Genomic DNA, 23,760 nt, shown 5'->3' with positions numbered 1-23,760 from the left:
AGCCAAACGGCCCGGCCGGGAAAGCGGTTAGCGTGTCGCGAAGCCGCGCGCGAGCGTCGCCAGCACCACGACCAGCCACGCGGCGACGATCGCGGCGAAGGTCCAGAGCGCGGCGGCGGCAAGCCCGGCGAGGACGAGCACCACGGCGGCGGCGGCGATGAAGTCGCGCATTGTGATCCAGGTCACGACCTTCGCCGCGAGAGTCCCGCGGGCGAGGAAGCGGGCCTTCACCGCGTCGAAATTCACGCCCTTGCCGCTGCGGCGCGCAGTCAGGCCGAGCAGCGCGGTGCCGAGCATCAGCATCACCAGCCCGGCAAGCCCGGCATAGGCGGCGCTCTCGAGGCCGCGCAGCCAGAGATTGGCGGCAAGCCCGCCGATGAAGGCGAAGTTGGTCGCCGCGTCGGTCAGGCTGTCGAGCGTCGCACCCCGGGCCGAGGTCCGGAACGTGGCGCGCGCGATCTCGCCATCGACTCCGTCGAACATCGAGGCCGCCTGAAACAGCAGGGCGCCCGCGATCGCGCCCCACGCTCCGCCGAGCAGCAGGCATGCCGTCATCGCCACGGCCAGCGCCATGTTGACGTATGTCGCGTGGATCGGGCGAACCCAAGGCACGCGCAGCAGCCGCCGGCTCACCGCGCGCGATACAGGGCGGTTGATGTGGCGCGAGACAATTCCGTCGGTCGGCTTGGCGGTCGCGGCGAGCACGGCCCGGTCCCACTGCGCCAGCGCCGCCTCGGGGCCGAGCGCGGCGTCCCCGTCGGGAAACTCGCCTCGCACTTCGCGCTCGTAGGTACGTTCGCGGTTGCCGACGCCGCGAATCGCAAGGCCGGGGACCAGCCGCGCGAACTCGGCGTGGCAGAGCGCATCGGGCGTCCATCCGCCCGGCACGAGCACGTCGCAGGCGGTGATCCTGCCGTCGTGCGCGGCGTGATGCGCGGCGCGCGCGGCGGCGGGGATACCGGCGACGAGCGCATGGGCTGTCTGCGATGAGGCGAAGACGATCAAGACGCTGGCCACGGTATGGCGCACTCCCGGTGGCATTGCGACCACGTGTCGGTTCGGGCCTGTTCCGACCGCCGTCTTGCATATAGAGTCCCGTCCGGGCGCCGCAAGTCGGCGTTATCCTTGGAGGAATTTCCCAGATGCCGTCACGCGGCAATGCGCAGGGGCTTGACGCGAAAACCGCCCGCCGTGCGCGGCGGCAGCGGCCGACGCGACCGGTCGAGTTGCAGGACCGGCTCAATCGCCGCCTCTACCATCCCCTCGCGTGGCGTCTGGCGAGCGCGCTCGCGCGCACCCCGGCGACGCCCAACCAGGTCTCGGTCTTGGGCGCGCTGATGGTGATGGCGGCGGCCTATGCCTATTCGCGCCCCGGCTGGCCGCTGCCGGCGCTCGCGGGGCTTGCGCTCCACATGGCCTGGCACGTCGTCGACGGGGCCGATGGCGATCTCGCGCGGCTCACCGGCCGTTCGGGGCCCAAAGGCGAACTGGTCGACGGCATCTGCGACTATGCGGGCCACATCGTTCTCTACCTGACGCTCGGCGCGATGCTGGTTCCCGCGCTCGGTGGCTGGGCCTGGGTCGCCGTGGTCGCTTCGGGCGCCTGCCGAATCGTCCAGGCCAACCAGTACGAATGCCTGCGCCGCCAGTACGCTTGGTGGGTCTACGGCACGCCCTGGCTGCGCCGCGCGCCTCTGGAAGGCCAGGGGAGGGGGCACGCGCTGCTAACGGCGCTCGCCGAGGGTTATCTGCGTCTCGGAGCGAGCACGGCGCCCGCGAACGACGCGATAGACGCGATCCTCGACGGGGCGACGCCCGCGCAACGCAATGCTCACCGCGACGTGATCCGGCGGCACTTCGCACCGCTCCTGCAGCGCAGCCAGATCCTGAGCGCGAACTATCGCACGCTGGCGCTCGGTGGCTCGATGCTGGCGGGCACGCCGCTGTGGTTCCTCGGTTTCGAGATCGTGCTGTTGAGTCTCGCATCGCTGGCGATCGCCGCGCAACAGGCGCGCGTCACGGCGGCAACGCGGGCCGATCTCGCTCAGCCGAGCCCGAGCACCTCGCGGTAGACCACGAGATTGTGCAACGCGAAGCGCCGCCAGTCGAGTTCGGCGCCCCTGATCAGCCCGCGCTCGCGCAGCCGCTTGGCGCAGGTCGGGTCGTAGAGCACCTTGCAAAGCGCCTCGCCGATCGCCCGCGGGTCGTTTGGATCGACGTGCAGCGCGGCTTCGCCGGTGACTTCGGGCATGGCCGAGCGGTCGCTGGTGACGACGGGGCAGCCGCAGGCCATCGCTTCGGCGAGCGGGTTGCCGAAGCCTTCGCACAACGAGGGATGGAGCAGCGCCGCAGCGGCCGAATAGAGCATGACCAACTCGTCCGGCGCGACCGCGCCGAACACCTGGACGCGGCCCATCAGGCCCAGTTCGTCCGCGAGCGCGAGCAGCCGCGCGGCGCCGGGGCCGCGGCGCTGGACGAAGACGAGATCGACGTCCTCGTCTCCGCCCAAGCCCGCATGGAACCCGCGCAGGGCACCCTCGTGGTTCTTGTAGGGCGCGGACTGGCCGACGACGAGCACGAAGCGGCGTGCCGGGTTCAGCCCCAGCCGGACGAGCTGCCGCGGCTCCACGGTGACCGCCCGGAACGTTTCCGACACGCCTGAAAGCGCCACTCGCACCTTGTGGGCGGCCTCGGGATCGAATTCCGCGATGGCGTTGCGGGTCGCCTCGCTCACCGTCACGATCGCCGACGAACGGCGCAGCGCCCGGCGCATGCCGTGACCGTAGAAGGCGCGTTCGATCAGGCCGTAGAGTCGCGGATTGCACAGGCGCGGCGCGGTCAGCCACATGATGTCGTGCACCGTCGTCACCGTTGGCATGGGCAGACCGGCGGGCAGGATGTTCGCCGTGGCGTGAAACAGGTCGACACCGGACAAGTCTACGACCCGAGGCAGCCACCACAGAGTCGCGGGGCCGTTCGGGGAGGCGGGAACCACGACTTCGCGCACGTTTTGGGCCGAACGGGTCCGCGCCGGCCGGTCGGGATGCCTCAGCAGCAGGAATTCCATGTCCGGAGCAAGACCCGGCAAGTGGTCGGCAAGCGCCCGAACCATCTCGCCAATACCGCTGGGGCGGCTGCTGAGATACCGGCAATCAATCGCGATACGTTTCGGAATAATCGGCCCCATCGTGAAGAAAAGATTAATGTGTAAAAGTGCACACTTTATGCGCAATATGTCTTGATACTGGGGGAAAGTACGAACCTCTGGGAACTTTCAACGGATTGTCGTTAGACCAACCCCGTTCATCGCTCTCTGGGGCGGGATATATTGACGCCATCCTAGGACTGGCGGAAGCGTCGCGCGATGCAAATCGCAGCGAGATTTGCTCCAGAACGGTGGGCTTATTCCCCATTTCCAATCGCTTGTTGGTTATGGATGGGGAAATTGCCGGAGACGATACGGGTTTGAATGCATGGCCCCGTCATCAACGCGATGCCTATTCGTTGCTGCACACGCTCGCTTACGACACGCCCTTGGTCAGCCATAGGAAGTCATGTGACCCGAACTGAGATCGCCTCGCAACGGCGTTCGCCCGCGCGAATGCCCGACCGGGACGTCGCCGAATGAAAACGATCAGGGTTGCCGTCGTCGGCATGGGCAATTGCGCCAGTTCCCTGATTCAGGGCGCGCACTATTACAGGGCCTCCGGCTCGAGGAACGGGCTGATCCACGATCGCATCGGGCCATACGGCGTGGAGGACGTGCAGTTCGTGCTCGGCTTCGACGTCGATGCCCGCAAGGTCGGCCGCGACATGTCCGAGGCGATCTTCGCGCCGCCCAACAACACCAAGGTCTTCCAGCCGGATATTCCCCGAACGGGGACGCCGGTCAGGATGGGAAAGGTACTCGATGGACTGGCGCCGCACATGCTCGATGCCGGCGAGCGGGGGTTCGTGCCCGCCGATGCGGCCGAGCCGACGAAGGCCGAGGTCGTGAGCGCCTTGAAGGCGTCCGGCGCCGAGATCCTGGTGAACTTCCTTCCGGTCGGCTCGCAGCAAGCCACCGAATTCTACATGGAATGCGCGCTCGATGCGGGTCTGGCGGTGGTGAACTCGATCCCCGTGTTCATCGCCAGCGATCCGGTCTGGGAAGCCCGTTTCCGCGAGCGGCGGCTGCCGATCGTGGGAGACGACATCAAGGCCCAGGTGGGCGCGACGATCGTTCACCGGGCCTTGTCGAACCTGTTCACCGTTCGCGGTGTTTCGATCGAGCGGACCTACCAGCTCAACACCGGCGGCAATACCGATTTCATGAATATGCTCGACCGCGAGCGGCTGGGCAGCAAGAAGGAATCGAAGACCGAGGCCGTCCAGGCCGCGCTCGCCCAGCGGCTCGCCGACGAGAATATCCTCATCGGCCCGTCCGAATACGTCCCCTGGCAGAAGGACAACAAGGTCTGCTTCCTGCGGCTCGAGGCCGCGCAGTGGGGCGATGTTCCGGTCAATCTGGAACTGCGCCTCTCGGTCGAGGACAGCCCCAACGCGGCCGCCTGCGTCATGGACGCGATCCGCTGTTGCCGCGTGGCGCTGGATCGCGGAGACGGCGGCGTCCTGGTCGCGCCGTCGTCCTACTACTGCAAGCATCCGCCGCAGCAGTTCAACGAGGAAGTCTCGGGCCAGATGCTCGACAGCTACATCGCAGAAGTCCGCGCGACGGGGTGATGCGATGAACCTGACCTCGCCACCTGATCCGTTTCGGATAATTTCCCCAAGCCGCGTTGCCGGACGGATTCCATGGACGCGCTGATCCTTGCCGCCGGATTCGGCAGCCGCTTGCGCGCGCTCGGCGATTCGAAACCGCTCGCCTGCGTTGCTGGCGTGCCACTGATCGAGCTGTCCGTCCGCATGGCCGCGCAGGCTGGCGCGGAGCGCGTGGTGGTGGCGACGGGCCACCGCGCGGCGGCGGTCGAAGACTGCCTCGCCGCGCTGGGGCGCGAGATCGACGTCGAGATCGCCAGCGAACGGATCGCGCACTATTCGCGGCCGAACGGCTATTCGGTCCTTGCCGGCGCCTCGCGAATCCCGGGCGACTACCTGCTGATCATGGCCGACCACATCCTCAACGCGGCGATCCTGCGGGGCCTCGTGCGCTGTGGTGGCGCCGACCGGGGCGTGACGCTCGCGGTCGACCGCCGCGTTGCCGACCCCGTGCTCGATCCGGACGACGCCACCTGGGTCCGGCGCGACGCCCGCGGCCGCATCGCCGCGATCGGCAAGACCCTCGAACACTACGACGCGGTCGATTGCGGCGCCTTTCTCGCCACGCCCGAACTGGCCGACGCGATTCGGCGCGCGATTGCCCGGGGACGGCCGGGAAGTGTGTCGGACGGGATGCAGATCCTCGCCGATGAGGGCCGCGCGGCGACGATGGACATCGGTGATGCGCGATGGATCGACGTCGATGATCCGCGCGCGCATGCCATCGCCGAGGACTGGCTGCGCCGCCGTTTCCGCGAGGTGCTGGGCGATGACTGGCGCCCGCGACAGTGGCGGCATGCGGCATGACGCGCGAGCGGCCCTACCTCCTGGACGTGACGCGGCTTGTCTCGCGTAGCTGGACGCGCCGGCTTTCGACCGGGATAGACCGCGTCTGCTACGCCTATCTCGAACGGTACGCCGGGCGGGCGCACGCCGTGGTGCAGCACCGGGGCGTTGCCCGCACGTTCGATGCACCGGGTTCGGACCGCCTCTTCGAACTGCTGCTTGGGCCGGATCGCCGTTTCCGGCAGGACCTGGTCGGCTTCGCGGCGCGGCATCTGAGCCGCGCGCGTGCCGTCCTCGACGGCGGGGACGCGCTCTACGTCAACGTCAGCCACACCGACTTCGATCTGCCGAGCCACCAGCGCTGGGTTCGCCAAAGCCGATTGCGCCCGGTCTATCTGATCCACGACCTGATCCCGATCACGCACGGCGAGCTTTGCCGTCCGCATGCCGTGGCGCGGCATCGCGGCCGCGTGACGGGCGCGCTGCGCTCGGCGGCGGGTATCATCGTCAACTCGCACGCGACCGCACGCGATCTCGCAGCGTTCTCGAAGGCGCAGTCCCTGCCGCTGCCGCCGACGCTGCCGGCCGCGCTCGCCGGAGCGCCGCTCGCCGCTCCCAGGGCGCGGGCACCGATCGCGGAGCCCTATTTCGTTTGCGTCGGGACGATCGAGCCGCGCAAGAACCATATGCTGCTCTTGCAGGTCTGGCTCGCGATCGCTGCGCAACTCGGACGGGAGACGCCCCGGCTGGTCATCGTGGGGCAGTGGGGCAAGGGATCGGGCGCCGTGCGCGAGGCGCTGCGCGCCTCCCCGGCCCTCCAACGCCATGTCACGGTCATGGACCGCTGTCCCGACGAGGATCTGGCCGGTCTCGTCTCGGGCGCCGTCGCGCTGCTCAAGCCCACGCTGGCCGAGGGTTTCGGCCTGCCGCTGGTCGAGGCGCTGCGCCTCGGCACGCCGGTGATCGCGAGCGACCTGCCGTGTTTCCGCGAGATCGGTCAGGGGGTCCCCACGCTGCTCGATCCCGAGGACGCGCATGCCTGGACCCGGACCGTGCTTGGCTTCGCCTCGAGCACGGGCGACCCGGAACGTCGCCGCCAGCTCGCCATGATGCCCTCTTTCGCGCCACCGACCTGGGACGATCACTTCGCGCGGGTCGAGGCCTGGATGGAGCGGCTTCCCGTTTCCCTGCCTGCTCCGTGGACGCTCGGCCACCGACCGCGGGCGACCTTCGAAAGCAGCCGTGTCCGATAAATTCAAAAAACTCAGCCCGATTTTCGTCGCGACCGTGGTTGTGCCCACTCTCCTCGCGGTGCTCTATTTCGGGTTTTTCGCCAGCGACGTTTACATATCGCAGTCGCATTTCGTCGTGCGCAGTCCGACCAAGCCGAGCCCCTCGGGACTCGGCGCGATACTGACGGGGGGCGCGCTCGGCGGCGCCGGTGAAGAGACCAACGCGGTGGTCGAATATCTCGGATCGCGCGCGGCGCTCAGGGACGCCAACGCCAACGGCCTGGTCCGCGAGGCTTACGGCCCCGCGCACGCCTCGTGGTTCGACCGCTTCGGAGGCATGCTTTCTGGCACCAGCGACGAGCAACTCTACAAATATTTCATGGACAAGCTTGAGGTCGATCACGACGCGACGGAGCAAGTCACCAGCCTCACCGTGCGCGCCTATACCGCCAAGGATGCGCAGGCGATCAACGAGCGGCTGCTCGAGCGGTCAGAGGCGCTGGTGAACCGGCTATCCAATCGGGCGCGGGGCGATGCGATCGAGGTCGCCAACGCAGAAGTCGATCGCGCCAAGGCCCATGTCCGCGAGACCGCGGCGAAGCTCGCGCGCTATCGCAACGAGGCCGGCGTGATCGATCCCGAGAAGGAAGCAGGCGTGCGCCTGCAGATGATTTCCAAGCTTCAGGACGAACTGATCGCCTCGCGCACCCAGTTGCGCCAGATGCGGACCTATACGCCTGATGCCTCGCAGATCCCGTTCCTCAAGACGCAGGTGAGCTCGCTCGAGCGCGAGATCGCCGAGCAAACCCGTGGCGTCGCCGGGGGCAACCGCTCGCTTTCGGCAAGGGCGGTTCGCTATCAGGAACTCGCGCTCGATTCGGAACTCGCGCAGAAGCAACTCGCTGCGGTTCTGGCTTCGCGCGAGGAAGCCGAGGCGGAGGCGCGCCGCAAGCGCGCCTATGTCGAGCGCATCGCCGATCCCAACCTGCCCGACTACCCGCTGGAGCCGCGCCGCCTTCGCGGAATCATCGCGACGTTCGTGCTCGGCCTGCTCGCCTGGGGCGTGATCTCGACACTCATCGTCGGTGTGCGTGAGCACCGCGACTGATGGCGACGCAGCCGATCGAACGGGCCCCGTTGCGCGAGAGCTTGGCGATCCAGATCCGCATCCTGGGCGCGCTGCTCATTCGCGAAATGCTTACGCGCTACGGGCGGCACAATATCGGCTTCCTGTGGCTGTTCGTCGAACCGATGCTGTTCACTCTGGGCGTCACGGCCTTGTGGACCGCGACCAAGTCGGTCCACGGCAGCGACCTGCCGATCGTGGCCTTCGCGCTTACGGGCTATTCGAGCGTGCTGCTGTGGCGCAACATGCCGAGCCGCTGCATCGGTGCGCTCTGGGCCAACCTTGCCCTGATGTACCACCGCAACATCAAGGTGCTGGATATCTATCTGGCGCGCCTGATCCTCGAGTTCGGCGGGGCGACGATCTCGTTCACCACGCTGGCGCTCGTCTTCATAACGCTCGGCTGGCTCGAGCCGCCGCAGGACATTCTCGAGATCGTGGGCGGCTGGCTGATCATCGCCTGGTTCGGTTCGGCGCTGGCGATCTGGCTCGGCGCGCTCTCGCACGAGAGCGAACTGGTCGACAAGCTGTGGCACCCGTTCTCCTATCTCATGTTCCCGCTTTCGGGGGCCGCTTTCCTCGTCGATGCGCTGCCCAAGTTCGCGCAGGAAGCGGTTCTGTGGATTCCGATCGTCCACGGTGTCGAGATCGTGCGTGAAGGCTGGTTCGGCGAGCACGCCCGGGCGCACTACGATCTGGGTTACGTTCTGCCCTTCTGCCTCGTGCTCAGCTTCGTCGCGCTGATCCAGGTGCGCAAGACCGCGCGCAGGGTCGTGCCCGAATGATCAGCGTGCGCGACGTCACCAAGATCTACGAGACCCGCCACGGCGACAAGCTCGTGCTCGAGAACATCAATTTCGATCTCGCCATGGGAGAGCGCCTCGGCGTGCTCGGCCGCAACGGCGCGGGCAAGTCTACCATGATCCGGCTTATCAGCGGCGCCGAGCAGCCCACCGCCGGCGCGGTCGAACGCCATATGTCGGTCTCCTGGCCGCTCGCGTTCGGCGGCGCGTTCCAGCCGATGCTGACCGGCATCGACAACATCCGTTTCATCAGCCGGATCTATGATCAGGACTTCGACAGCAATCTCGCCTTCGTGGAGGACTTCGCCGAGCTTGGTGTCTATCTCAAGGAGCCGGTGCGGACCTATTCGTCGGGCATGCGCGCGCGGCTGGCCTTCGCGATCTCGATGATCATCGAGTTCGATTGCTTTCTGATCGACGAGATCGGCGCGGTGGGAGACGCGCGGTTTCACGATCGCTGCAATCACGAACTGTTCGAAAAGCGCGGCGATCGCGCGATGATCATCATCTCCCATGACGCTTCCTACGTGCGCAACCACTGCAATCGCTGGGGAGTGCTGCACGATGCTCACCTCGCGCTCTACGACGATTTCGACGAGGCTTACGCCCGCTATAGCGAGCAGATGGGGCTCGCGACGCAAAGCGTGAATCCCGTCGTCACGTTCAAGAACCGCGCGGCGCTGCTCCAGTCCCTCAGCGGCATCGCGCTGGCGGACGATCGATTCAGAATCCATGCCCAGCAAGGCGACTGGGCGCGCGACAAGGGAGACTGGTCCGGCGCGGAGCAGGAATACGCCGCAGCCCTGCTGCTCCATCCCTACGAACGGACGTACTGGATCCAGCAGGGCCACGTCATGCGGGAACAGGGCAAGATGGCCGGGGCCGAGATTTGCTATCGTACGGCCTGCGCGCTCGGGCAGCCGTTGCAGGATATTCGCGTGTTCCTGGAGGCGGCGATGGAAGGCTGCGACGGCGCGTCCGAGGCGCAGTTTCCGGCACGCGGTCTGACCGGGGATGCGACGTTCCGCCAGCCTCCGGCCCGTCCGGATATCGCCGTGCTGAGCAGGCTCTTCTGGCCGAACGACGATGTCCCGCAAGAAGAAGAGGTCCTCGCCTTGATGCGCGGCCATCCGAGCCTGGACGAGCTGGCCAGCGCCATGGTCGCCGACACGCGCTTCTCGCCTCACGGCCGCCCGTGGTTCGGGGCCGGGTCTGGCCTTGCCGACTCTTCCGACAAAGGCGAGGACGCCGTCGCCGATCGCTGGCTTGCGAACCTGTGCTTCCTGGCCACGCCCGACTTCGATTATGCCGATGCGTCGCTCAGGAGAGCACTGCTGACGGAAGGCGGCAGCGTGCTCGAAGCACTCATGTCGCAAGGCGGATTCTCGGACTGGCCGAAGACTCAGGCGGCCCTGCAAGGCGCCTCGCTGGCTCGCGTCGTCCATTAAGGTTCCTGGAGATGAGGCGATGAGCCGGATCAGAGATATTTTGCTTAACAAGAGGCGGTCGGATGCGGAGCAGAGCATCTCGGATCGCACGAAGAGCGTCTACATGGGGGACCGGACCGTTCTGTGCCGTATCCTCGGGGACAACAAGTTCTTCGTATTCAGCGATGATGCCGGACTGGCGCCGCACCTGATCTTCGACGGATACTGGGAATTCTGGCTGACGCGATATTTCGCCGAAATGATCCAGCCGGGCGATACGGTCATCGATATCGGCGCGAACGTGGGCTATTATTCGGTCCTTGCGGCGGAGCTGGTGTCGGGCACGGGGCGGGTCGTCGCGATCGAGCCGAACCCCGAAGTCTACGCGCTGCTAGCAAGGAACATGGGCGTGAACGGCTTTGCCAGCCGTTCCGAAGCGCGCAACTTCGCCCTCTCCTTCGCGGGAGGGACCGGCAGCCTGCCCTTCTTCGTACCGAAGGGAGAGCCGAAGAACGGTCGTTTCGTCGTCGAGGGCGAGAGCATCGACTTCCTGAGTGACCACGGAGCCGTCTTCCAGGTGGAACTGGGAGGGCTGCTCGCGAACGACTTCGACCGCATCGACTTCATCAAGATCGACGTCGAAGGGGCCGAAATCGCGGTCCTCGACCATATCCGACCGCTGGTGGAACGGTTCCACCCGAAAGTCGTGTGCGAAGTCAATTTCGCACGCGGTTACAGCTACGACGACATTCAAAGGAGTATCGGAACCAAGGACGATCTTCAGTTCCTTGATTTCGATGCGAAGGTGAAGCCGCTGACCAGGGAGATGGCGCACAACGAAAGGCCCGCCGACGACTGGCTGGTTTGCTTCTGATGCGAACGGCTTTCATTTCTCCTTCGCCGAGACGGTGCGCCCGCGCGGCCTCCAAGGGGGCTGCGGCGAGGGTGCCTTCGTCATGAAGACGGTCCTCATCGACGGCTACAACCTCGGGCTCGAAAAGGGCACCGGCGTCGCGACCTATGCGCGCAACCTCAGCTATGAGCTCGACCGGCTCGGGCATGGCGTCGCGGTGCTTTACGGCAATCGCGGGGGCACGTCGCGCAACCCGTTGCTGCGCGAGGTTTCCTTTTTCGATTCGAGCTACACCGAGCGGATCAAGCTGCTGGAAATGCTCGACAAGGTGCAGCGCTACGTGCCCAAGCCGCTGGGGCAGTCGGCGGTCGAGGTGCCGGTTACCGGCAAGGTCGTCTCGCGTACGTTCGATGCGCGGCTGCCCAAGTTCAACCGCATGTACAACGCGCCCGACGCCTTCTCCCGCTCGCAGGCCGCGTTCCAGCTCTGGGGCGGGCTATCGCCGATCAAGCTTCCCGAAAAGCCCGATCTCGCGCACTGGACCTATCCGCTGCCGATGCGCATCAAACGCGTGCCCAACATCTACACGCTGCACGACGTGGTGCCGTTGCGGCTGCCTTACACCACGCTCGACAACAAGAAGCGCTACCTCAGCCTGCTCAAGACGCTCGACAGGAAGGCCGATCATTTCGTGACGGTGTCGGAGTGTTCGAAACGCGATCTGGTCGAGATCGTCGGCATTGCCCCCGAGCGGATCACCAATACCTATCAGTCGGTCGACATCCCCGCGAAGTATCGCGACAAGCCCGAGGAACAGGTCGCGCGCGAAGTCGAGGGCGCGGCAGGCGTGGGCTTCAAGGAGTATTTCCTGTTCTGGGGCTCGGTCGAGCCCAAGAAGAACATCGGGCGGATGATCGAGGCCTACCTCGCCAGCAAGGTCGATACGCCGCTGGTGATGGTGGGCGCGCAGGCCTGGAAATCCGATGAGGAACTTCGCCTGCTGACGAGCGCCAACATCCGCTTTCAGCGGCTGGTCGACCGCGACATCCATACGCTCAAGCGCGTGATCCAGCTCTCCTACGCGCCGTTCAGCCTGCTGGTCAGCCTCATTCGCGGCGCCAGGGCGGCGCTGTTCCCCTCGCTCTACGAGGGTTTCGGCCTGCCCGCCCTCGAAGCCATGTCGCTGGGTACGCCGGTGATCTGCTCGAATACCTCCTCGCTGCCCGAAGTCGCGGGAGACGCGGCGCTGATGGTCGATCCCTACGACACCGCCGCGATTTCGGAGGCGATCCGCCGGATCGACGCCGATGCCGACTTGCGCGCGGATCTATCTCGGCGCGGCGTTGTCCAGTCCGCGCGTTATACACCCGAAATCTATCGCGAGAAACTCAAGGCGCTCTATGACCGATTCCTCTAACCGCGCGCAGAGGCTGCGGATCGTCGGGGCCGCGCTGTTCGCGCTGTCCCTCGCCGGTTGCGCGTCGCTGGGCGCGCCCGGGCCAACCTCGGGCAAGATCCGCGAGGCGGGCGAAACCGACTACGCGCAGGCCGATATCCAGGTGGTGGAGCTGGACGATCGTGTCTCGCGGCGCCTCACCGAGCTTGGCGAGGCGCGCCGCTTCTCCGAACTGTTCGGCGACGGCGGTGTGTCCGAAACGCGGATCGGAAACGGCGACGTGCTCGATATCTCGGTCTGGGAGGCGCCGCCCGCGGTGCTGTTCGGCGCGGGCGCTCGGCTCGGCGCGAGCGCGCAGACCTACGGCTCGGTGGCGCAGAACACCAACCTGCCGCGCCAGACGGTCGCCGAAGATGGAACGGTCGCGATTCCCTTCGTCGGCGCGGTCAGGGCGGCGGGACGCAGCCCCAACGAGCTGGCGCGCGAGATCCGCTCGCGTCTGGCGGGCAGGGCGCACGATCCGCAGGCGGTGGTCACGATCGCCGCTAACGAGGCGCGCAACGTCACGATCCTGGGCGAAGTCGCCAACAGCCGCCGCGTGCCGCTGGGGCCCAAGGGCGAACGCCTGCTTGACGTCATCGCAGCGGCGGGCGGATCGCGCCAGCCCGTGGGCAAGACCACGGTGCAGATCGCGCGCGGAAACGAGGCGGCGGCGATGCCGCTCGACGCGATCGTACGCGATCCGGCGCAGAACGTGCGCCTGCGCCCCGACGACGTGGTGACGGTGCTGTTCCAGCCCTACAGCTTCATCGCGCTGGGCGCGGTCAACCAGAATGCCGAAGTGCCGTTCGAGGGGGCGGGCCTGTCGCTCGCACAGGCGCTCGGCCGGATCGGCGGGCTGCGCGACGAGCGCGCCGACATTCGCGGTGTGTTCATTTTCAGGCTGGAGGACCCGGCGGTCTTCGATCCCGCGCTTGCCGCTACGGCCCGCAAGACCAGCGAGGGCAAGATCCCGGTGATCTACCGTCTCGACTTGTCGGATGCCTCGAGCTTCTTCGCCGCGCAGGACTTCGCGATCCGCGACAAGGACGTGCTCTACGTATCGGTCGCGCCCGCAGCGGACCTGCCCAAGTTCCTCGGCACGATCTCGAACATCGCCTTCACCACGATCGGCATCGTCAATCTCGTGAAGTAGGCAATCTGGTGAAGCGGACTGCTGCCGGCCCTGACGATCCGGTTTCGGCAAACCGGACGGCGGCGCTGTTCCAGGGGCGTCGCCGTCCGGCCTCTCCCAAGCTCGGTCAGCCGATTGCGATCTTGCATGTCCGGCCTTTGCGCCTGCTTGTCTTTCTTCATCTCCAAATCGAGCGAAATGGCGGCGTGGTGCCCGGCACACTCGGTGGCGATGGGCCGGGCCCGGTCAATGCGCTACGCCGCAAGGGAGAGGCGATGTATTGGGTATCTTACGGATGGAACGAGTCGCGTGGCCGCGCTTCTCTTTCCGGACAATTGCGGAGCGAGGCGCGGCGCCGTTGATGATAGCGCCGGGGCTCCGCAAGAGGAGAAACGCGATGACGTTCATTTCACCGAAGGAAGACGAATCCGCCATTCCGCTCTTTCAGCCCGACACGCCCTTCCTTATCGCCATGCGCACCGTCGCCGCCATGCAGGAGATGCAGACGAAGTGGTGGCAGGCGTGGACCGGGATCATGCTTCCGTCCGTTCAGACCAAGGCGCCCAAGACAGACGCGGACGCCGAGAGCGACACCGCCGAGTAAGCCGCGTGGTCTTGCGAGAGGTGCCGGCTCGATCGCCGCAAGCCTCTCTGCCCGCGTGGTCCGCCCGCGTCGCGGCTTCGTATGATTCCCAATGACGGCGAAGCGCCGCGCCCATAGGGTGAGCGCCTGATCCCGGAGCATGGCCATGAAGACGATCCTACTGCTCGCACATGACGACGAGGGCCAGGAAGCGCGCCTTCAGGTCGCGCTGGACGTGACACGCGCGCTTGGAGGGCATCTCAACTGCCTCGACGTGATCGCGCCGCCGGTCGCGATCGCCTCCGATGACTACGGCGGGGTATTGACCGCGGCGGTGATGGAGAACGAACGCTTGGACGAGTCGGCGAACCGTGCTCGCATCGAAGCGCGGCTCGGTAAGGAGGATGTCGCCTGGAGCTGGCACGAAACAACCGGCTTCCGCGAGGAGGCGATCCAGGAGGCAGCGGGCCTGTCCGATCTCGTCGTGCTGTCCAGTCGGCTCGGCGCGCATGCGCCTCCCGAATTGCGCCAGCTCGCCGGACACATGGTGGAAAAGCTCGATTGCCCGGTCCTCGCGGTTCCGGGCGACGCCATGCGGCTTGCCGTGGCCGGAACCGCGCTGATAGCGTGGGACGGATCGCGCGAGGCCGACGACGCGCTGCGGCACGCGGTGCCGCTGCTTCGGCTCGCGAGCGAGGTGGTGCTATTCGTTCTCGATGAGCGCGGGGGAGCCGTCACGGCGGAAGCGGCCGCCGAATATCTGTCGCGCGAGGATGTCCACGTTCGGATCGAAGAGGGGCACCGCCAGCCCGGACAGATGGTCTATTCCGAGATCCTCGACAGCGCGCGAGAGTTCGCGGCGGACTATATCGTGATGGGGGCCTATGGTCATTCGCAGGTCGTGGAAACGGTGTTCGGCGGGGTAACCCGTTCGATGCTTTCGCAAAGTGAACTGCCGCTCCTGCTGATGCACTGACCGCAGGATCGCCGGAGGCCATTGCGGGACGTCGGCACGTCACGGCCCGGCGCGGGCGTGGCTGAAGGCGATGGCCTTGAAGAGCCGTTCCAGTCTGCCCAGGATCGCGGTATCCTCGCCCTTGTGGGCGGCGGCAATCAGCCGACCGACGTCGCCGCCGCCGTAACCTGCGCCTTCGAACCGCGCCATTCGCCAGGTGCTGCAGAGCCTGGCGGTCACGACCGCCTTGCGCAGGATTCGCACATCGCGATGGCGCGGTTCGGAGAGGATGCTGACCATCACCATGCCGAGGTTGCTGTCGGGACCTTCGATCAACTCGGCGAAGTGCTCGGGCGTGGTGATAAGGATGCCGGTGATGTCGAGGGCCGAGTTACGCGCGATCGAGGCCGCCTGGAGATCGTCGAGAAAGGCGGCGCGATCGGCGTCGTCGACCAGCGGACGGCTCGTGTAAAGCAATGACAGCATCGGTTTCCGCCCCAATTTATCTGATGCGCAGTCTCCGCCTTGCCTCGCGGCGGTGCCATGCGGAATGATACGATGTCGATCGATATCGTACCTCTGGATGCTGTCGGGCGGCGACAGCGCCGATGTGGTGAGGGCGGCGAGTGCGGCGACGGCGCACACCGTTCGCGTTTAGAGACCTTTCGCGAAAGGTGCAGGCACCCGAACGGCGGGGGGCGGGGCCGGGAATGCCTGCGAAGCGACAGTGCTACGAAATGGGTGCCCGGCGAAATCCGCAATGTTCCGGAGCAGGCCGCTTCAGGAGGGCGGCGGGCCCGGGTCGTGCGCGGCGCGCCAGCGGCTTTCCGACCCCATTCCCGCCGCGAAGGCGATGCGCAGCGCATCGGCGAAGTAGGCGACCTGGAGCTTTGCCATCACATTCGCGCGATAGACTTCCACGGTGCGCGACGAGATTCCCAGATCATAGGCGATGGTCTTGTTGGGGTAGCCGCAGGCCAGGCCGTCGAGTACTTCGCGCTCACGCTCGGTCAGCTTGCCGAGTTGAGCCCGGGCCCAGTCGGCCCGCTCGCGCAGGGCTTCGCGATCGTCGATCTTCCGAAAGCCGCGCGCAAGCGAATCGAGCAGCTTTTCGCGATCGAAGGGTTTCACGAGGAAGTCGACGGCGCCTGCCTTCATCGCTCGCACCGCCAGGTCTATGTCTCCGTGCCCGGTCAGCACGATCACGGGGAAATCGAGCCCCGCGGCGGCCATGCGCTCCTGGACCTCGAGCCCGTCCAGGCCCGGCATGCGGATATCGAGAAGCAGGCAGGCGTGGGCCGATTTGTCCGCGTTGCCGAGAAAGGATTCGCCGTCGCTCAAGCGCTCCACGCGGTAGCCTTCGCTGCGCAGCAGGAACTCCAGCGAACGCCTGACCGAATCCTCGTCATCGATGACGTGGACGAGCCGGGAGCGGCCGGTGCCGTCAGTCATGGCCGGTCTCCGCTACCGGAACGGTGAAGTGGAACGCCGCGCCGCCTTCGGGCGGCGTTTCGCACCACATCCGTCCCCCGTGCGCCTCGACGATGGTGCGGCAGATCGCCAGACCGATGCCCATGCCGCTCGCCTTGTCGCTGACGAACGGTTCGAAGAGCTTGTCGGCCTTGTCCGGCGCAATTCCGGGTCCGGAGTCGACCACGCTGAAACGCATCATGGCGCCTTCCCGCTCCGCGCCGATTATGATCCGCCCCTTGCCGCCCATCGCCTCCATCGCGTTGCGGATCAGGTTCAGCAGCACTTGCTGGATCTGGACGCGATCGACCAGGACGGGCGCGAGTTCCGGCGGCACCGCGACCTCGCAGGAAATTCCTCCCGCCGTCGCGCCCGCCGCGCCGAGCTCGTGCGCCTGCAAGGCGAGCTCGCGCGGCGACACGACCGTACGCTCCAGCTCGCCGCGTGCGACGAAATCGCGCAATCTTTGCACGATCGTCCCGGCGCGGATGGCTTCGCGTCCCGCTTCCTCGAGCGCTTCGCGCACCAGCGCGATCGCGTCCTCCCCGCCGCGAGCCAGAAGGGCGGCCGAGGTCTGGACGTAGTTGGCGATGGCAGTGAGCGGCTGGTTGAGCTCGTGGGCGAGCGCCGTTGCCATGGTGCCGACCGCCGAGACGCGCGAGATATGGATGAGTTCGCTCTGCAATTCGTTCAGCCGGGCATCGGTCGCCTCGCGCGTCGTAAGATCGCGAATGAACCCGGTGAAGATGGTCCTGCCGCCGCTGCTTGCCCCACCGACGTAGAGTTCGTGAGGAAAGACCGAGCCGTCCTTGCGTCGGCCGAACACGCGGCGCATGTCGCCAATGATGCGCTGGTCGCCGGTCGCGTGATAGCGCGCGAGATACTCGTTATGGCGCGAACGGTCCGGTTCGGGGATGAGCATGGCTATGTTGCGCCCGACGACTTCCGCCGCGCGATAGCCGAACAGTTTCTCCGCCGCGGTGCTGAACGAGAGCATTTGCCCGTGATCGTCGATGGTGATCATCGCGTCGGGCACCGTTTCGAGGATGGAACGCAGATAGGCTTCGTTGGCTTTTATCGTCCGCAGGCTCTCGGCTTCCTCGGTGACGTCGTGCACCACGTGGCCGAAGCCGAGGCAATTGCCGGTCTCGTCATCGATCCGGCCCAGGGTCACATCGGCAAGGAAGCGCGAACCGTCCTTGCGTACGCGGGTCGAGCGGGCGTGAAACAGGCCCTCGTTTCGGGCAGCGGCCAGTTGGTCCGCCGGCACCTTCGAGGACCGGTCGCCGGCCTCGAACATCATTGCGAAATGCTGGCCCAGGACTTCATCCTCGCTCCAGCCGAAGAGCCGTTCCGCCCCTGTGTTCCAGATGCGCACGTACCCGTCGGGATCGAGCATGCAGATGGCGTGGTGCGTGGCGCTGTCGATCAGGAGATTGAGTTCGCTGTCGAGCGTCCTGGCCTCGCGCTTGCTCTCGATCGCGTCGGTCAGAACCTGGGTGAAGAGCACCACCCCCCCGATTTCGCCCGCCTCGTCGCGCCAGGGGACCATCTCCCACTCGATCCAGTCGGTCGCGCCGTCCGCGCGCGGAAAGGCCTCGGCGTGGCTCGATTGCGTTTCTCCGGAAAGCGCGCGGCGATGGATCTCGCGCATGCGCTCCGCAGTCTCGGGGAAGACTTCCTCGTGCGAGCGTCCGATAATGTCCAGACCTTCGAGACCGTAGTCGGTCCGCCAGCGGCGACTACAGGCGATATACCGCATTTCGGTATCGAACAGGGCGATCGCCGCCGGCATGTGTTCCAGCAGCAATTCGCTGACGCGCACGTTGGCGACGAAGTTCCGCAAGTTCCTGCCCCCCGCTTCAGCCCATCGGTTCCGGACATATGCTTCGCTCTGATGCGAGGTAGTGCCGGCTTGCCGGACGGGGAGCGAGAGCGACGCGGCGTCGCATCGCAGGGGATGCCGGAAAACCGGCAAAACCAGCCGGACGATATCTCGATGACTGGCGTGCGCCCGATGGCTTCGCTATCCGTAATGTTACCAGTTGCCGGACCACGAGACCCATGAGCGTCGCCCGGTGCATCCGGCGGTCCCTGGTCGGACGTTCCTTCACGCGGCTTCTTACGACAGCGCCTGCCCGACCCATGAGATGATCGCGTGCGCGGGCATGACGCCGGATTGCCGCGCGATCTCGCGTCCGCCCGTGATCAGGATCATCGTCGGGATCGAACGGATGCCATAGCGCCCGGCGATCGCCTGCTCGGCCTCGGTATCGAGCTTGCCGAGCCGCACTGTGGGTTCCAATTCGCGTGCGGCGGCTTCGAATTGCGGTGCCATCTGGCGGCACGGTCCGCACCATGACGCCCAGAAATCGACCAGCAGGGGAATGCTGCTGCGGGCGGCATGCGCGTTGAAGTTGGCCGCGGTGAGCGTCACCGGATGGCCATCGAATAGCGGCGAGTGGCATCGCCCGCATTTACCTCCGTCCGCCAGCTTCGTGCTCGGCACGCGGTTGAGCGATGCGCAGGCGGGGCAGGCAATGATCTCGGAGTCGCTCACGTCGGGGTCCTAGTCGCAGGAATTGCTGCAGATGTCGCACAAGGCGCGGATGATGTCGCGCACGATCGGGTCCTTCAGGCTGTAATAGCGGGTCTGCGCCTCGCTGCGGATCGCGGCGATGCCCTCATCGCGCAGCAGGGCCAGATGCTGCGAGACCGAGGACTGGGAAAGGCCGGTTAGGTCCACCAGTTCGCTGACCGAGACTTCGCCTTCGTCCATCCGGCACAGCATCAGCAGGCGCTCGGAATTGCTCAGCATCTTGAGCCGCCCCGCCATGGCATTGGCGTTGGACTTGAGCGCCTGGAGTTCGGACGGGTCGGTCGTCTTCATGCTTCGTGGCTTTCCAATGCCCTGCCGTCGTCGCGAAGGACGACGTAGATCGCGGGGATGACCAGAACCGTCAGCAGGGTCGATGAGGCCAGGCCGAACATCAGCGAGATCGCAAGACCCTGAAAGATCGGGTCGGTCAGGATCACGGCGGCGCCGATCATGGCGGCCGCGGCGGTAAGTACGATCGGCTTGAACCGGATCATGCCGGCCTCCAACAGGGTTTGGCGCAAGCTCTTGTCGGGCGAGCGGCTGTGCCGGATAAAGTCCACGAGCAGGATAGAGTTCCGCACGATGATGCCCGCCAGCGCGATGAAGCCGATCATCGAGGTGGCGGTGAAGGGCGCGCGGAACAGCATGTGCCCGAGCACGATCCCCACCATGGTCAGCGGAACCGGGGTGAGGATCACCAGCGGAATGGTGAAGCTGCGGAACTGCCCGACCACCAGCACGTAGATGCCCAGAAGCGCGATCATGAAGGCTCCGCCCATATCGCGGAAGGTGACCCAGGTGATTTCCCATTCGCCGTCCCACAGCAGCGAGGGCTTGCTCTCGTCATCGGGCTGGCCGTGCAGGATCACCTGCGGCTTTTGCAGCCCGTGCGCCTGCCAGTCGAAGCCCTCGATCGCCTCGTCCACCGCGAGCATGCCGTAGATCGGCGCTTCGTAGCGCCCGGCGAGTTCGGCGGTGACCATGTTCACGCCGCGCCCGTCACGCCGGAAGATCGTCTGTCCGCCCGGTTCGGTCCGCGCGGTGACGAGCTCTCCTAGCCGGACGAGCGTGGGCCCGGCCGGCCCCTGCGCCACGGCCACCGGCGTCGCGGCAAGCGCCGCCGACCATGTGCGCTGCGACTGGTCGAGTTCCAGCACGATCGGCAAGGGATCGCGTCCGCTGCCGTGGGTCCCGGCGTTTCGCGAGGCATAGCCGATGGTTCGGCTGCCGAGCAGGGTGCCGATCGAATCGAATAACTGGCGCTCGGACAGGCCGTAGTGGTCGAGCTTGGCCCGGTCGGGCACGAGCCGAAGCGTCGGACGGGGTTGGCCGAAGGAATTGTCGACATCGACGATGAAGGGCACCGAGCGGAAGATCTTCTCCACCTGCTCGGCCGTGTTCATCCGCGTGGCTTCGTCGGGGCCGTAGATCTCGGCGAGCAGCGTCGCGAGGACCGGCGGGCCGGGCGGGGTCTCGACGACCTTGAGCGAACCGCCGGCGGGCAGGGGGATCGCCTCGAGCTTCTCGCGCAGGACGACCGCGATTTCGTGGCTCGAGCGCGAGCGGTCGCCCTTGGGCAGCAGCGCGACCATCAGATCGCCCATCTCGGGCTGGCTGCGCAGGAAATAGTGGCGGACCAGGCCGTTGAAATTGAACGGCGCGGAGGTGCCGGCATAGCCTTCCATCGAGACCACTTCGGGCACCGAGCGGGTGATCGTCGCGGCTTGTTGCAGCACGCGGGCGGTGGTCTCGAGGCTGGTCCCCTCGGGCAAGTCGACGAGCAGTTGCACCTCGCTCTTGTTGTCGAAGGGCAGCAGTTTGACCGTCACCGCCTTGAAGTAGAACATCGAGCAGGCGAGCAGGGTGGCGATGCCGACCGCGATCAGGAATCGCCACGCGCTCCGTTTCGTGGCGATCACCCGGCTGGCGTAGCGCTTGTAGAGCGCGCCCAGCCTGCCGCCGTGGTCGTCCGCATGCGCGCCGCCGCCGCCATTGGCGAGCGTCTGGCGTGCGAAGCGGATCATCAGCCAGGGCGCGATGATCACCGCGACGAAGAAGCTGAAGATCATCGCTGCCGACGCGTTGATCGGGATCGGCGCCATGTAGGGCCCCATCAGCCCCGACACGAACAGCATCGGCAGCAGCGCCGCCACGACCGTGAGCGTCGCGATCACGGTGGGATTGCCGACTTCGGCGACCGCCTCGATCGCCGCGTCCACGCGGCTGCGCGCATCGCCGCCGGCGCCGTCTTGCATCGCCCAGTGCCGCGCGATGTTTTCGATCATGACGATCGCGTCGTCGACGAGGATGCCGATCGAGAAGATCAGCGCGAACAGGCTCACGCGGTTGATGGTGAAGCCCATCAGGTTCGATGCGAACATAGTCAGCATGATCGTCGTGGGAATGACGATCGCCGTCACGCCCGCCTCGCGCCAGCCGATGGCGAAGCCGATCAGCACCACGATCGAGACCGTCGCCAGCGCCAGGTGTAAGATCAGCTCGTTGGCCTTTTCGTTGGCGGTTTCGCCGTAGTTGCGCGTCACCGCCACCTCGACACCCTGCGGGATGAGCGTGCCTTGCAGAAGGTGCACGCGCTCGACCACCTGCTCGGCCACGACCACGGCATTGGCGCCGGCACGCTTGGCGATGGCGAGGCTGACGGCCGGAGCCATCGTCCAATCGCCCTTGTCGTCCCTGGTCCAGCGCACGGCGCGCGCCTGATCCCGGGTTGCTTCGCGTTCCACTCTGGCGACGTCGGACAGCAGCACCGGCGCGCCCGTGACTGAGCGCACGGTGAGCTGCGAAAGCTCGCGTGCATCGCGCAGGCTTTGCCCGGCGACCACGAGCGCAGTCCGGCCGTCTTCACGCACGGTCCCTGCGGGAAAGGCGCGGTTGGCCTGGCCGACCGCCTCGATCACGTTGCTCAGCGGCACATCGTAAAGCGCGAGGCGGGCAGGGTCGGGCACGACGCGCAGCGCCATCGTCTGTCCGCCGGTGATGAAGGTGAGGCCGACATCGTCGACCTTGGCGATCTCGGTGCGCAGCTTGCCCGCCAGTTCGGCAAGCGCCTGATCGTTCCATTGCCCCGCCGCGCCGGGCTTGGGCGCGAGCGTCAGGACGACGATCGGTACGTCGTTGATCCCGCGAACGGTCACTTGCGGGAACGGCACGCCCACCGGGATCAGGTGCTTGTTCGCCTCGATCTTCTCGTTGATGCGGATCGCCGCGTCCTCGGGATTGGAACCGACGAGAAATCGGGCGGTGACGAGCACGCCGTGGTCCTGCGCCTGTGTGTAGACGTGCTCCACCCCATCGACGCTCCTGACGATGGTCTCCAGCGGTTTGGCGACCAGCTCCACCGCGTCAGGCGCGGAAAGGCCGGGCGCCTGGACCATGATGTCGACCATCGGCACCTTGATCTGCGGCTCTTCCTCGCGCGGGATCGTGATCGTGGAGATCAGTCCGACGACGATCGCGGCCAGCAGGAAAAGAGGCGTCAGCGGTGACTGGATCGTCGCGCGGGTCAGCCTGCCGGAAATGCCCAGATTCATGCGCCGCTCGCGTCCCTCGCGGGGCCGATCAGCGTGTCTCCGGCCGATAGCCCGGACAGGATCTCGACCTTGCCCGGCTCGCTTGCCGCCGCCATCTGCACGGGCACTTCGGCGCCGTCTCCGTCCTTAGTCAGGACGGTGACGTAGTCGATGCCATAGCGGCTCGTGACGAAGGCGCGCGGCACCAGCAGCGCCTTGCGGGTTCCGGTTTCCACTCTCGCCGGCAGCCGACGGCCGATCAGCGAATTGTCGATTCCGGGCATTTCGACATCGGCCCTGACCTGTCCCGTCGCGACGGAAGGATAGAGCTTAACGACGCGGCCCATCGTCTCGCCGCCGCCGGCGCGCGAGACGCTCACGCGCGAGCCGATCCGGACCTTGTCGGCCAGCGATTCGGGCATTTCCAGTCGGACGATCGTCGGGCCGGCGGTGATCACCGCCACCGTCATGCCAGGCGTCACGGGCGAGCCGGGCGGCACGTCGGCGTGCAGGACGCGTCCGGTCGCGGGCGCGACGACGCGGCCCTGCCCGGCAACGGCCCCGACGGCCGCCTGCTGCGCCTGCGCCGCGCGGACCTGCGCCTGCGCGGCGGCAGCGGCGGCCTGTGCCTGTTCGAGTCGCGCCTTGGCGTAGACGCCATTGTCGTGGAGGAAGCGGACGCGCTCGAGTTCGGCCTTGGCCTGTTCAGCCTGCGCGCGGGCGGCGGCGGCCTGCGCGCCGTAGGCGCCCGACTGATAGCCGAGCTGGCTGTCGACGATGCGGCCGATGGCCTGGCCCTTGCGGACCATATCGCCTTCGCGAACAGAGAGCGTCGCCAGGATGCCGGGAATGCGCGCGAGCACCTGCGCCTGATCGACCGTGGCGATTTCGGCGCTGACGTCCTGCCAGTCGACCGTGTCGCTCGGCGTGAGCACGAGCCTCGGGCCCGCCGGGGCCCGTGCCGTCTCGGTGGGCTCCTCGGTTGAGCCGCAGCCTGCCAGGGGCACGGCGAGAAGCAGGCCGAGAGCCGCAGTTGCCGCGAGCGCCTTACGCATGATCGCTTACTCC

At 66.6% G+C, this 23,760-nt stretch carries 22 protein-coding genes; 13 read left to right on the top strand and 9 right to left on the bottom strand.

What is annotated here, in order from left to right; genetic code table 11:
* Nucleotides 1–27: 27 nt before the first annotated feature.
* A complete protein-coding gene (locus B2G71_RS05725) occupies nt 28–1,017 on the bottom strand; it encodes a CDP-alcohol phosphatidyltransferase family protein (RefSeq protein WP_168176275.1) in 990 nt (329 codons plus the stop codon).
* Between the two features lie 125 nt (nt 1,018–1,142).
* Here B2G71_RS05725 and B2G71_RS05720 point away from each other — a divergent pair, with 125 nt between their 5' ends.
* Nucleotides 1,143–2,072: a CDP-alcohol phosphatidyltransferase family protein gene (locus B2G71_RS05720; RefSeq protein WP_098104754.1), complete on the top strand. Its 930-nt coding sequence runs from the start codon at nt 1,143–1,145 to the stop codon at nt 2,070–2,072.
* Here B2G71_RS05720 and B2G71_RS05715 read toward each other — a convergent pair.
* Entirely contained in the window at nt 2,045–3,187 is a 1,143-nt protein-coding gene (locus B2G71_RS05715) for a glycosyltransferase family 1 protein (RefSeq protein ID WP_098104753.1), read from the bottom strand. The two genes, B2G71_RS05720 and B2G71_RS05715, sit on opposite strands and share 28 nt — an antisense overlap.
* 437 nt (nt 3,188–3,624) lie before the next feature.
* Between B2G71_RS05715 and B2G71_RS05710 the strand changes: the two genes are divergently transcribed.
* The 12 genes from B2G71_RS05710 (at nt 3,625) to B2G71_RS05660 (ending at nt 15,114) form a co-directional block, all read left to right on the top strand.
* Complete coding sequence (locus B2G71_RS05710; RefSeq protein WP_098104752.1) at nt 3,625–4,722, top strand: inositol-3-phosphate synthase; 1,098 nt, start codon at nt 3,625–3,627, stop codon at nt 4,720–4,722.
* Between the two features lie 72 nt (nt 4,723–4,794).
* Entirely contained in the window at nt 4,795–5,565 is a 771-nt protein-coding gene (locus B2G71_RS05705) for an NTP transferase domain-containing protein (RefSeq protein ID WP_098104751.1), read from the top strand.
* Nucleotides 5,562–6,797, top strand: coding sequence for a glycosyltransferase family 1 protein (locus B2G71_RS05700; RefSeq protein ID WP_098104750.1), 1,236 nt, complete (start codon nt 5,562–5,564; stop codon nt 6,795–6,797). Before B2G71_RS05705 ends, B2G71_RS05700 begins: the two co-directional genes overlap by 4 nt.
* A complete protein-coding gene (locus B2G71_RS05695; protein ID WP_098104749.1) occupies nt 6,787–7,884 on the top strand; it encodes a hypothetical protein in 1,098 nt (365 codons plus the stop codon). Before B2G71_RS05700 ends, B2G71_RS05695 begins: the two co-directional genes overlap by 11 nt.
* Nucleotides 7,884–8,687, top strand: a complete 804-nt coding sequence (locus B2G71_RS05690; RefSeq protein WP_098104748.1) for an ABC transporter permease — start codon at nt 7,884–7,886, stop codon at nt 8,685–8,687. Before B2G71_RS05695 ends, B2G71_RS05690 begins: the two co-directional genes overlap by 1 nt.
* Nucleotides 8,684–10,153: an ABC transporter ATP-binding protein gene (locus B2G71_RS24810; protein WP_098104747.1), complete on the top strand. Its 1,470-nt coding sequence runs from the start codon at nt 8,684–8,686 to the stop codon at nt 10,151–10,153. The genes B2G71_RS05690 and B2G71_RS24810 overlap by 4 nt, the downstream gene beginning before the upstream one ends.
* A gap of 103 nt (nt 10,154–10,256) precedes the next feature.
* Entirely contained in the window at nt 10,257–11,006 is a 750-nt protein-coding gene (locus B2G71_RS05680) for an FkbM family methyltransferase (protein ID WP_168176273.1), read from the top strand.
* Between the two features lie 82 nt (nt 11,007–11,088).
* A complete protein-coding gene (locus B2G71_RS05675; RefSeq protein ID WP_098104963.1) occupies nt 11,089–12,402 on the top strand; it encodes a glycosyltransferase family 1 protein in 1,314 nt (437 codons plus the stop codon).
* A complete protein-coding gene (locus tag B2G71_RS05670) occupies nt 12,386–13,576 on the top strand; it encodes a polysaccharide biosynthesis/export family protein (RefSeq protein ID WP_098104745.1) in 1,191 nt (396 codons plus the stop codon). The genes B2G71_RS05675 and B2G71_RS05670 overlap by 17 nt, the downstream gene beginning before the upstream one ends.
* An 8-nt stretch (nt 13,577–13,584) precedes the next feature.
* Nucleotides 13,585–13,917 carry a hypothetical protein gene (locus B2G71_RS23685; protein WP_141521504.1) on the top strand — a complete coding sequence of 111 codons (333 nt, stop codon included), beginning with the start codon at nt 13,585–13,587 and terminating at the stop codon, nt 13,915–13,917.
* 35 nt (nt 13,918–13,952) lie between these two features.
* Nucleotides 13,953–14,159: a hypothetical protein gene (locus B2G71_RS05665; RefSeq protein ID WP_141521503.1), complete on the top strand. Its 207-nt coding sequence runs from the start codon at nt 13,953–13,955 to the stop codon at nt 14,157–14,159.
* A 145-nt stretch (nt 14,160–14,304) separates the two neighbouring features.
* Nucleotides 14,305–15,114 carry a universal stress protein gene (locus B2G71_RS05660; protein ID WP_168176272.1) on the top strand — a complete coding sequence of 270 codons (810 nt, stop codon included), beginning with the start codon at nt 14,305–14,307 and terminating at the stop codon, nt 15,112–15,114.
* A gap of 39 nt (nt 15,115–15,153) precedes the next feature.
* On the opposite strand, the gene B2G71_RS05655 is transcribed toward B2G71_RS05660, so the two are convergent.
* From B2G71_RS05655 to B2G71_RS05625, 7 genes are all read right to left on the bottom strand, one after another.
* A complete protein-coding gene (locus B2G71_RS05655; protein ID WP_098104742.1) occupies nt 15,154–15,579 on the bottom strand; it encodes a BLUF domain-containing protein in 426 nt (141 codons plus the stop codon).
* A gap of 294 nt (nt 15,580–15,873) precedes the next feature.
* Nucleotides 15,874–16,545, bottom strand: a complete 672-nt coding sequence (locus B2G71_RS05650; protein WP_098104741.1) for a response regulator — start codon at nt 16,543–16,545, stop codon at nt 15,874–15,876.
* On the bottom strand, nt 16,538–18,409 hold the full coding sequence (locus B2G71_RS05645; RefSeq protein ID WP_098104740.1) for a PAS domain S-box protein: 1,872 nt from the start codon (nt 18,407–18,409) through the stop codon (nt 16,538–16,540). The genes B2G71_RS05650 and B2G71_RS05645 overlap by 8 nt, the downstream gene beginning before the upstream one ends.
* A gap of 276 nt (nt 18,410–18,685) precedes the next feature.
* Nucleotides 18,686–19,123 carry a thioredoxin TrxC gene (trxC, locus tag B2G71_RS05640; RefSeq protein WP_098104739.1) on the bottom strand — a complete coding sequence of 146 codons (438 nt, stop codon included), beginning with the start codon at nt 19,121–19,123 and terminating at the stop codon, nt 18,686–18,688.
* Between the two features lie 9 nt (nt 19,124–19,132).
* Nucleotides 19,133–19,453 (bottom strand): metalloregulator ArsR/SmtB family transcription factor, encoded by a 321-nt coding sequence (locus B2G71_RS05635; RefSeq protein ID WP_098104738.1) that lies wholly within the window; start codon nt 19,451–19,453, stop codon nt 19,133–19,135.
* Nucleotides 19,450–22,713, bottom strand: a complete 3,264-nt coding sequence (locus B2G71_RS05630) for an efflux RND transporter permease subunit (protein WP_098104737.1) — start codon at nt 22,711–22,713, stop codon at nt 19,450–19,452. Before B2G71_RS05630 ends, B2G71_RS05635 begins: the two co-directional genes overlap by 4 nt.
* Nucleotides 22,710–23,747: an efflux RND transporter periplasmic adaptor subunit gene (locus B2G71_RS05625; protein WP_098104736.1), complete on the bottom strand. Its 1,038-nt coding sequence runs from the start codon at nt 23,745–23,747 to the stop codon at nt 22,710–22,712. The genes B2G71_RS05630 and B2G71_RS05625 overlap by 4 nt, the downstream gene beginning before the upstream one ends.
* Nucleotides 23,748–23,760: the final 13 nt, after the last annotated feature.

Source organism: Novosphingobium sp. PC22D, assembly GCF_002556635.1.
GTDB lineage: Bacteria > Pseudomonadota > Alphaproteobacteria > Sphingomonadales > Sphingomonadaceae > Novosphingobium.
The sequence above is the reverse complement of the archived record's forward strand: the minus strand, read 5'-3'. Positions and strand labels throughout refer to the sequence as shown.

Bases quoted from the DNA above. Each gene is read 5' to 3' on its own strand.
- B2G71_RS05720 (WP_098104754.1), top strand. From the start codon at position 1,143: ATGCCGTCACGCGGCAATGCGCAGGGGCTTGACGCGAAAACCGCCCGC.
- B2G71_RS05715 (WP_098104753.1), bottom strand. From the start codon at position 3,187: ATGGGGCCGATTATTCCGAAACGTATCGCGATTGATTGCCGGTATCTC.
- B2G71_RS05710 (WP_098104752.1), top strand. From the start codon at position 3,625: ATGAAAACGATCAGGGTTGCCGTCGTCGGCATGGGCAATTGCGCCAGT.
- B2G71_RS05705 (WP_098104751.1), top strand. From the start codon at position 4,795: ATGGACGCGCTGATCCTTGCCGCCGGATTCGGCAGCCGCTTGCGCGCG.
- B2G71_RS05700 (WP_098104750.1), top strand. From the start codon at position 5,562: ATGACGCGCGAGCGGCCCTACCTCCTGGACGTGACGCGGCTTGTCTCG.
- B2G71_RS05690 (WP_098104748.1), top strand. From the start codon at position 7,884: ATGGCGACGCAGCCGATCGAACGGGCCCCGTTGCGCGAGAGCTTGGCG.
- B2G71_RS24810 (WP_098104747.1), top strand. From the start codon at position 8,684: ATGATCAGCGTGCGCGACGTCACCAAGATCTACGAGACCCGCCACGGC.
- B2G71_RS05680 (WP_168176273.1), top strand. From the start codon at position 10,257: ATGGGGGACCGGACCGTTCTGTGCCGTATCCTCGGGGACAACAAGTTC.
- B2G71_RS05675 (WP_098104963.1), top strand. From the start codon at position 11,089: ATGAAGACGGTCCTCATCGACGGCTACAACCTCGGGCTCGAAAAGGGC.
- B2G71_RS05670 (WP_098104745.1), top strand. From the start codon at position 12,386: ATGACCGATTCCTCTAACCGCGCGCAGAGGCTGCGGATCGTCGGGGCC.
- B2G71_RS05665 (WP_141521503.1), top strand. From the start codon at position 13,953: ATGACGTTCATTTCACCGAAGGAAGACGAATCCGCCATTCCGCTCTTT.
- B2G71_RS05660 (WP_168176272.1), top strand. From the start codon at position 14,305: ATGAAGACGATCCTACTGCTCGCACATGACGACGAGGGCCAGGAAGCG.
- B2G71_RS05655 (WP_098104742.1), bottom strand. From the start codon at position 15,579: ATGCTGTCATTGCTTTACACGAGCCGTCCGCTGGTCGACGACGCCGAT.
- B2G71_RS05650 (WP_098104741.1), bottom strand. From the start codon at position 16,545: ATGACTGACGGCACCGGCCGCTCCCGGCTCGTCCACGTCATCGATGAC.
- B2G71_RS05635 (WP_098104738.1), bottom strand. From the start codon at position 19,453: ATGAAGACGACCGACCCGTCCGAACTCCAGGCGCTCAAGTCCAACGCC.
- B2G71_RS05630 (WP_098104737.1), bottom strand. From the start codon at position 22,713: ATGAATCTGGGCATTTCCGGCAGGCTGACCCGCGCGACGATCCAGTCA.
- B2G71_RS05625 (WP_098104736.1), bottom strand. From the start codon at position 23,747: ATGCGTAAGGCGCTCGCGGCAACTGCGGCTCTCGGCCTGCTTCTCGCC.